Genomic DNA, 7,944 nt, shown 5'->3' on the forward strand with positions numbered 1-7,944 from the left:
GCCTGGCCAAGCAGCTCCGGGACGAACTCGACCCCTGCCCGCCGATCCTCGTCCTCACCGGCCGGCCCGACGACCGGTGGCTGGCCGACTGGTCCCGCGCGGACGCCGCGGTCCCCCACCCCGTCGACCCGCTGCGCCTCCGGGAGGCCGTGACCGTACTCCTCAGGGCCGACTGACGAGGCGAAACGCCGACAGCGAAAAGTGCCGACGCCGGCCGACGTGATGTGAGTAGAGTCACAGTCGCGGGTCGGGCACCGTCCGACCCGTCAGGGATCCGGGGGACCGTGAACCCACCTCACACGGTCACCTGATTCCCATGCGGTTGCAGCAGAGGCGCGCCCACAGGCGCCTTCTCGAGGGACGCGCGAGGAGTGACGCGAGAGTGAACGAGTATGTGCCGATCCTGGTCCTCGGGGCCGTCGCCGTCGCCTTCGCGGTGTTCTCGTCCCTCGTGTCCTCGTACGCCGGTCCGTCCAGGTTCAACCGGGCGAAGCTCGAGGCGTACGAGTGCGGCATCCAGCCCACCCCGAAGCCGGTCGGGGGCGGCCGCTTCCCGGTGAAGTACTACCTCACGGCGATGCTGTTCATCATCTTCGGCATCGAGATCCTCTTCCTCTATCCGTGGGCCGTCCACTTCGACCACCTCGGCCTGTCCGGGTTGCTCGCCATGGCCCTGTTCGTCGTCAACGTCTCCGTCGCCTACGCCTACGAGTGGCGTCGGGGCGGGCTGAGCTGGGACTGACGCGGAGCGCGGGGAGGCGATCGGTCATGGGGCTGGAGGAGAAGCTGCCGAGCGGGTTCCTGCTCACCACCGTCGAGCAGTTGGCCGGGTACATGCGCAAGGGATCGCTGTGGCCCGCCACCTTCGGCCTGGCGTGCTGCGCGATCGAGATGATGGCCACCAGCGGCGGCCGCTACGACCTCGCGAGGTTCGGCACCGAGGTCTTCCGGGCCTCCCCGCGCCAGGCCGACCTGATGATCGTCGCCGGCCGGGTCAGCCAGAAGATGGCCCCGGTCCTGCGCCAGGTGTACGACCAGATGGCCGAACCCAAATGGGTGCTGGCCATGGGTGTGTGCGCGTCCTCGGGCGGGATGTTCAACAACTACGCGATCGTCCAGGGCGTCGACCACATCGTGCCCGTGGACATCTACCTGCCGGGGTGCCCGCCGCGGCCCGAGATGCTCCTGCACGCGATCCTCACCCTCCACGACAAGATCCAGCACATGCCCCTCGGCGCCAACCGTGCCGAGGCGGTCCGCGCGGCCGAGCAGGCCGCCCTCGACCAGCGCCCGCTCATCCCGGTCGAGGGGATGTTCCGATGACGGATCGACCCGGCCGCCCGACGCACCCCGCCCGCGAGCCCGGCCCCGATCTCGAGCAGCCGCCCGCCCACCGCGACGCCACGGGGGCCCGGCACGGGATGTTCGGGGTGCGCGGATCGGGGGACACCTCCGGCTTCGGCGGGCTGGTGCGCCCCACGGAGACACCCGGCGGGACCCCACCGCCACAGGGGGACGACGACGAGGTGGTCCGCGCGCTCACCGCGGCCCTGCTGGAGCGGGGTGGGCCGACCTTCGACGAGGCGGTCGAGCGGGCGGTGGTCCACGGCGGCCGACTCACCCTCGACGTGCGCCGCGATCACCTGCCGGCGGTCGCGCTGGCCCTGCGCGACCACCCCGACCTGCGATTCGAGATGTCGCTCGGCGCGAGCGGGGTCCACTACCCCGACGCCACCGGCCGCGAGCTGCACGTGGTGTATCCGCTGCACTCCATCACCCACAACCGCCGGGTGCTGCTGGAGACCTCCGCCCCCGACGCGGACCCGCACGTCCCCTCCCTGACCCGCGTGTATCCGACCACCGACTGGCACGAGCGCGAGACCTACGACTTCTTCGGCATCCACTTCGACGGCCATCCCTCACTCACCCGGATCCAGATGCCGGACGACTGGGAGGGGCATCCGCAGCGCAAGGACTACCCGCTCGGAGGGATCGGCGTGCAGTTCAAGGGCGCCACCGTCGCGCCCCCGGATCAGCGGAGGGCGTACTCGTGAGCGGCCACCGCGCGACCGGGGACCACACGATCCTCACCGCCTCCGGACGGGACTGGGAGGCGATCAGCGAGGCCGCGCGCAACTCCGACGACGACCGCATCGTGGTCAACATGGGCCCGCAGCACCCGTCCACGCACGGGGTGCTGCGGTTGATCCTGGAGATCGAGGGCGAGACCGTCACCCGGGCGAGCTGCGGCATCGGCTACCTGCACACGGGGATCGAGAAGAACCTCGAGTACCGCTACTGGACCCAGGGCGTCACGTTCGTCACCCGGATGGACTACCTCTCCCCGTTCTTCAACGAGGTCGCGTACTGCCTCGGGGTGGAGGCGCTGCTCGGGATCACCGAGCAGGTCCCCGAGCGGGCGTCGGTCATCCGGGTGATGCTCATGGAGCTCAACCGGATCTCCTCGCACATGGTCGCGCTCGCGACCGGCGCGTTGGAGCTGGGGGCCAGCACCCCGATGCTGTTCGGCTTCCGCGAGCGCGAGCTGGTCCTGGACGTCTTCGAGATCATCACCGGCCTGCGCATGAACCACGCCTACGTCCGGCCCGGCGGGGTGGTCCAGGACCTCCCCGACGAGGCGGTGCCGAAGGTCCGAGAACTGCTCGAGGTGATGCCCGGGCGGATCCGCGAGATGGAGCTGCTGCTGCGCGAGAACTCCATCTGGAGGATGCGGCTGGAGGGCGTCGGCCACCTCGACCTCACCGGGTGCATGGCGCTCGGCGTCACCGGCCCGGTCCTGCGCGCGACGGGGCTGCCCCACGACGTCCGGCGGACGGATCCCTACTGCGGCTACGAGACCTACGAGTTCGACGTGGTGACCGGGACGGGCGGCGACTGCTACGACCGCTTCACCATCCGCGTGGACGAGATGAAGGAATCGCTGGGGATCGTCGAGCAGTGCCTGGATCGCCTGCGGCCGGGGCCGGTGATGGTGGACGACCCCAAGATCGCGTGGCCCGCCCGGCTCGCGGTGGGCCCCGACGGGCTGGGCAACTCCGCCGAGCACGTCCGGCACATCATGGACGGCTCGATGGAGGCGCTGATCCACCACTTCAAGCTGGTCACGGAGGGGTTTGCCGTCCCCCCGGGCCAGGTCTACGTCCCGGTGGAGTCCCCCCGCGGCGAGTTGGGGGTGCACATGGTCTCCGACGGCGGGACCCGCCCGTACCGGGTGCACTACCGCGACCCGTCGTTCACCAACCTGCAGGCCGTGGCCGCGATGTGCGAGGGCGGGATGCTCGCCGACGTGATCGCCTCGGTCGCCAGCATCGACCCGGTGATGGGGGGCGTGGACCGATGAGCGGCGACCCGGTCTTCCTGGAGTTCGGCCGGAGGCCGGACGAGCCGGGCGCGATCGTCCGCCCCGGCGCGCGGCGGGAGTACCCGCCCGGCGTCCTCGACAGGCTCACCGCGGACGCCGGCGAGATCGTCGCGCGGTATCCACAGGCCCGGTCGGCGTTGCTGCCGCTGCTCCACCTGACCCAGGCCGAGGACGGGTGCATCACCCCGGCCGGTATCGCGTTCTGCGCCGGGATCCTCGACCTCACCGCGGCCGAGGTGATGGCGGTCGCGACCTTCTACTCGATGTACCGCCGCACGCCGACCGGCGACCACCTGGTGGGCGTGTGCACCAACACGCTGTGCGCGGTGATGGGCGGCGACGAGATCTACGCCGCCCTCGCCGACCACCTGGGGCTCGACGGGCCCGGCACCACCGACGACGGCCGCATCACCCTGGAGCGCATCGAGTGCAACGCGGCCTGCGACTACGCGCCGGTGGTGATGGTCAACTGGGAGTTCTTCGACGACCAGACCCCGGCCTCGGCCCGGCGGATGGTCGACGACCTGCGGGCCGGTCGCCCGGTGACCCCCACCCGGGGCGCCACGCTGTGCACCTTCCGGGAGACCGCGCGGATCCTCGCGGGCTTCCCGGACCCCCGGCCCGGGGCCAACGACTTCGCCCCCGGGGAGCCCACCCTGACCGGGCTCCGCAGCGCGCGCGAGCGGGGGATGCGGGTCCCCACGGCGCCCGGCGGTCCGCGTCCCCGCCCGGACGAGGAGGCCTGACATGCCACTCGCCCCGTACCTCAGCCGCTATTGGGACGCCCCGGAGAGCTGGACCCTCGGGACCCACCTGGAGCACGGCGGCTACGTGGGCCTGCGGGCCGCCCTGGCCGCCGAGCCCGACCAGGTGATCGCCACCGTGCTCGCCTCGGGCCTGCGCGGCCGCGGGGGGGCGGGGTTCCCCACCGGCCGCAAATGGGGCTTCATCCCGCAGGAGGCCGACGCGGGCCCGGGCGCGACGGCCACGCCCCACTACCTGGTGGTCAACGCCGACGAGTCCGAGCCCGGCACCTGCAAGGACATGCCGCTCATGCTCGCCACGCCGCACGTGCTGATCGAGGGGATCGTGATCGCGGCGTACGCCATCCGGGCCTCGCACGCGTTCATCTACCTGCGCGGCGAGGTCGTCCCCGTCCTGCGCCGGCTCCAGACCGCGGTGGCCGAGGCGTACGCGGCCGGGTACCTGGGGCGTGACATTCTCGGCAGCGGGTTCCACCTGGACGTGGTGGTCCACGCCGGGGCGGGCGCGTACATCTGCGGCGAGGAGACCGCGCTCCTGGATTCCCTCGAGGGCCGCCGGGGGCAGCCGCGCCTGCGCCCGCCGTTCCCCGCCGTCGCGGGGCTCTATGCCTGTCCGACCGTGGTGAACAACGTCGAGTCCCTCGCCAGCGTGCCCTCGATCCTGCAGAACGGGCCGGACTGGTTCCGGGCGCTGGGTTCGGAGAAGTCCCCCGGGTTCACCCTGTACTCGCTGTCCGGCCACGTCACCCGGCCCGGCCAGTACGAGGCGCCGCTCGGGATCACGCTCCGCGAGCTGCTGGGCTACGCCGGCGGGATCCGGGAGGGCCACACCCTGAAGTTCTGGACACCCGGCGGCTCGTCCACCCCGTTGCTCACCGACGCCCAGCTGGACATGCCGCTGGACTACGAGGGCTGCGCGGCCGAGGGCACCATGCTCGGGACCAAGGCCCTGCAGATCTTCGACGACACCACCTGCGTGGTGCGGGCGGTGCTGAGGTGGTCGGAGTTCTACGCCCACGAGTCGTGCGGCAAGTGCACCCCCTGCCGGGAGGGCACGTCCTGGCTGGTCCAGATCATGCGACGCCTCGAGGACGGCACCGCCACGGAGGGCGACCTGGACCGGCTGCTCGACATCTCGGACGCCATCCTCGGCAAGTCGTTCTGCGCGCTGGGCGACGCCGCGGCCACCCCGGTCATCTCCTCCATCGCGCTCTTCCGCGACGAGTACCTGGCCCACGTCCCCGACGGCTGCCCCTTCGACCACAGCCGGTCCACGCTCTTCGCCCGGACCGGGGAGGTGGCCCGGTGACCGCCGTCGACCCCGTCACCCTCACCGTGGACGGGCGCGAGGTCTCCGTCCCGCCCGGCACGCTCGTCATCCGCGCGGCCGAGCGCCTCGGGGTCCAGATCCCGCGCTTCTGCGACCACCCCCTGCTCGAGCCGGCCGGCGCGTGCCGCCAGTGCATCGTCCAGGTGGAGGGCGCCCCCAAGCCGGTGACCTCCTGCACCACCCCGGTCGCGGAGGGGATGGTGGTCCGCACCCAGGTCACCTCCGAGATCGCGGACAGGGCGCAGCGCGGGGTGATGGAGCTGCTGCTCATCAACCACCCGCTCGACTGCCCCGTCTGCGACAAGGGCGGCGAGTGCCCGCTGCAGAACCAGGCGCTCGCCAGCGGGCACGGCCGCTCGCGGTTCACCGAGGTCAAGCGCACGTTCCCCAAGCCGATCGCCCTCTCCCCGCAGGTGCTGCTCGACCGCGAGCGCTGCGTGATGTGCGCCCGGTGCACCCGCTTCTCCGACCAGATCGCCGGGGACCCGTTCATCGACCTCATGGAGCGCGGCTCGCGGCAGCAGGTGGGCGTGTACGGCGACCAGCCGTTCGAGTCGTACTTCTCCGGCAACACGGTCCAGATCTGCCCCGTCGGCGCGCTCACCGGGACGGCGTACCGGTTCCGCGCCCGGCCGTTCGACCTGGTCTCGAGCCCCGCGGTGTGCGAGCACTGCGCCAGCGGCTGCGGCCAGCGCACCGACCACCGCCGCGGGACGGTCCTGCGCCGGCTGGCCGGGGACGACCCGGCGGTCAACGAGGAGTGGAACTGCGACAAGGGCCGGTGGGCGTTCACGTACGCCACGGAGCCCGACCGACTCACCACCCCGATGGTCCGGGGCCGCGACGGTGGCCTGGTCCCCGTCCCCTGGCCCACCGCGCTCGCCGCCGCCGCGTCGGGCCTGGCCGCCGCCGGGGGGCGGACCGGGGTCCTCACCGGCGGACGCCTGACCCGCGAGGACGCCTACGCCTACGCCAAGTTCGCCCGCATGGTCCTGGGCAGCAACGACGTGGACTTCCGCGCCCGGCACCACTCGGCCGAGGAGGCCGGGTTCCTGGCCGGGCGCGTGGCCGGCCGCCGCCCGGGCGACGCCGACGCGGTCACGTACGCCCACCTCGAGACCGCCCCGGTGGTGCTGCTCGTGGGCTTCGACCCCGAGGAGGAGTCGCCGATCGTGTTCCTGCGCCTGCGCCGGGCCGCGCGCGACCGGGGGCTCCGGGTCTTCTCCGTGTCCCCGTTCGCCTCGCCCGCCGTGCGCAAGACCTCCGCCACCCTCCTGCCGACCGTCCCCGGCGCCGAACCCGACGTCCTGGCCGCGCTCGCGGCACACCCGGGCGCCACGGCAGACCCCGCCGACGCAGGCGACCCCGCCGTCGCGGTGCGCGACACCCTCCGCGCCCTGCTCCGCGAGCCGGGCGCGGTGATCCTCGTGGGCGAGCGGCTGGGCGCGATCCCCGGCGGGTTGCCCGCCGCGGCCGCGCTCGCCGACGCGACGGGCGCGCGACTGGCGTGGGTCCCCCGCCGCGCGGGGGACCGCGGGGCGCTCGAGTCGGGGTGCCTGCCCGGACTGCTGCCCGGCGGTCGCCCGGTCGCCGACGCAGGTGCCCGCCGCGCGCTGGCCGAGCTGTGGCGCTGCGGCGACCTGCCCGCCGCGCCCGGGCGATCCACCTCCGGGCAACTGGCCGCCGCGGCCGCCGGCGAGCTGGGCGCGCTGCTGGTGGGCGGGGTCGAGGCCGCCGATCTCCCCGACCCACGGGCCGCCCTGGAGGCGATCGAGGCGGCGGGGTTCGTGGTGAGCCTCGAGCTGCGTCGCAGCGAGATCACCGACCGCGCCGACGTGGTCCTCCCGATCGCCCCGGCCGCCGAGAAGTCCGGCACCTACCTCACCTGGGAGGGCCGCGAGCGCCCGTTCGCCGCGGCCCTGACCCGCGCCGACTCCATGGCGGACCACCGCGTCCTGGACGCCCTCGCCGCGGAGATGGGCAGGGGGCTGGGGCTCGCCGACGTCGAGTCCGTGCGCCGCGAGCTCGCCCTCGTGGACGGGGCGGCGGTCGAGACGGTCGCGAGCGGGTCGGTCGCGGGCGCGTCGGACCAGACGGGGACGACGACGAGGCAGTCCTCCCCACCCGCCGCGCCGGCCGCGGGGCAGGCCGTCCTGGCCACCTGGCGGATGCTGCTCGACGCCGGCCGTATGCAGGACGGGGAACCGCACCTGGCCGGGACCGCCCGCGGACCGGTCGCGCGGGTGTCGCCGGCCACCGCGCTGGAGATCGGGGTGGCCGACGGCGCACCGCTGACCGTGTCGACCGAGCGGGGCGCGATCACCCTGCCGTGCGCGATCACGGCGATGCCCGACCGCGTGGTGTGGCTGCCCCAGAACTCGCGCGGCTCGGCCGTCAACGCCACGCTCGCCGCCGCCGCGGGGGACCTCGTCGCCGTCACCGCCGGGGAGGCCTCGCCATGACCGACC

7 protein-coding genes are annotated in these 7,944 nt (G+C 73.5%); all 7 read left to right on the plus strand.

Features of this window, described 5'->3' with window-relative positions; genetic code table 11:
• The first annotated feature begins 382 nt into the window (after positions 1-382).
• Genes B4M60_RS00005 through B4M60_RS00035 form a run of 7 tightly spaced genes read left to right on the plus strand, consistent with a single transcriptional unit; the run spans position 383 to position 7,938 of the window.
• A complete protein-coding gene (locus B4M60_RS00005; RefSeq protein ID WP_291079317.1) occupies positions 383-742 on the plus strand; it encodes an NADH-quinone oxidoreductase subunit A in 360 nt (119 codons plus the stop codon).
• Between the two features lie 26 nt (positions 743-768).
• Positions 769-1,323 carry a NuoB/complex I 20 kDa subunit family protein gene (locus tag B4M60_RS00010; RefSeq protein WP_291079318.1) on the plus strand — a complete coding sequence of 185 codons (555 nt, stop codon included), beginning with the start codon at positions 769-771 and terminating at the stop codon, positions 1,321-1,323.
• Complete coding sequence (locus B4M60_RS00015) at positions 1,320-2,054, plus strand: NADH-quinone oxidoreductase subunit C (protein WP_414646688.1); 735 nt, start codon at positions 1,320-1,322, stop codon at positions 2,052-2,054. The genes B4M60_RS00010 and B4M60_RS00015 overlap by 4 nt, the downstream gene beginning before the upstream one ends.
• On the plus strand, positions 2,051-3,361 hold the full coding sequence (nuoD, locus tag B4M60_RS00020) for an NADH dehydrogenase (quinone) subunit D (protein WP_291079319.1): 1,311 nt from the start codon (positions 2,051-2,053) through the stop codon (positions 3,359-3,361). The genes B4M60_RS00015 and nuoD overlap by 4 nt, the downstream gene beginning before the upstream one ends.
• Positions 3,358-4,128 carry an NADH-quinone oxidoreductase subunit NuoE gene (nuoE, locus tag B4M60_RS00025; RefSeq protein ID WP_291079320.1) on the plus strand — a complete coding sequence of 257 codons (771 nt, stop codon included), beginning with the start codon at positions 3,358-3,360 and terminating at the stop codon, positions 4,126-4,128. Before nuoD ends, nuoE begins: the two co-directional genes overlap by 4 nt.
• A 1-nt stretch (position 4,129) precedes the next feature.
• On the plus strand, positions 4,130-5,455 hold the full coding sequence (nuoF, locus tag B4M60_RS00030; protein ID WP_291079321.1) for an NADH-quinone oxidoreductase subunit NuoF: 1,326 nt from the start codon (positions 4,130-4,132) through the stop codon (positions 5,453-5,455).
• A complete protein-coding gene (locus B4M60_RS00035) occupies positions 5,452-7,938 on the plus strand; it encodes an NADH-quinone oxidoreductase subunit G (protein WP_291079322.1) in 2,487 nt (828 codons plus the stop codon). The genes nuoF and B4M60_RS00035 overlap by 4 nt, the downstream gene beginning before the upstream one ends.
• Positions 7,939-7,944 lie beyond the last annotated feature (6 nt).

Origin of the sequence: Dietzia sp. UBA5065, assembly GCA_002415925.1 — a bacterium.
Taxonomy (GTDB): Bacteria; Actinomycetota; Actinomycetes; order Mycobacteriales; family Mycobacteriaceae; genus Dietzia.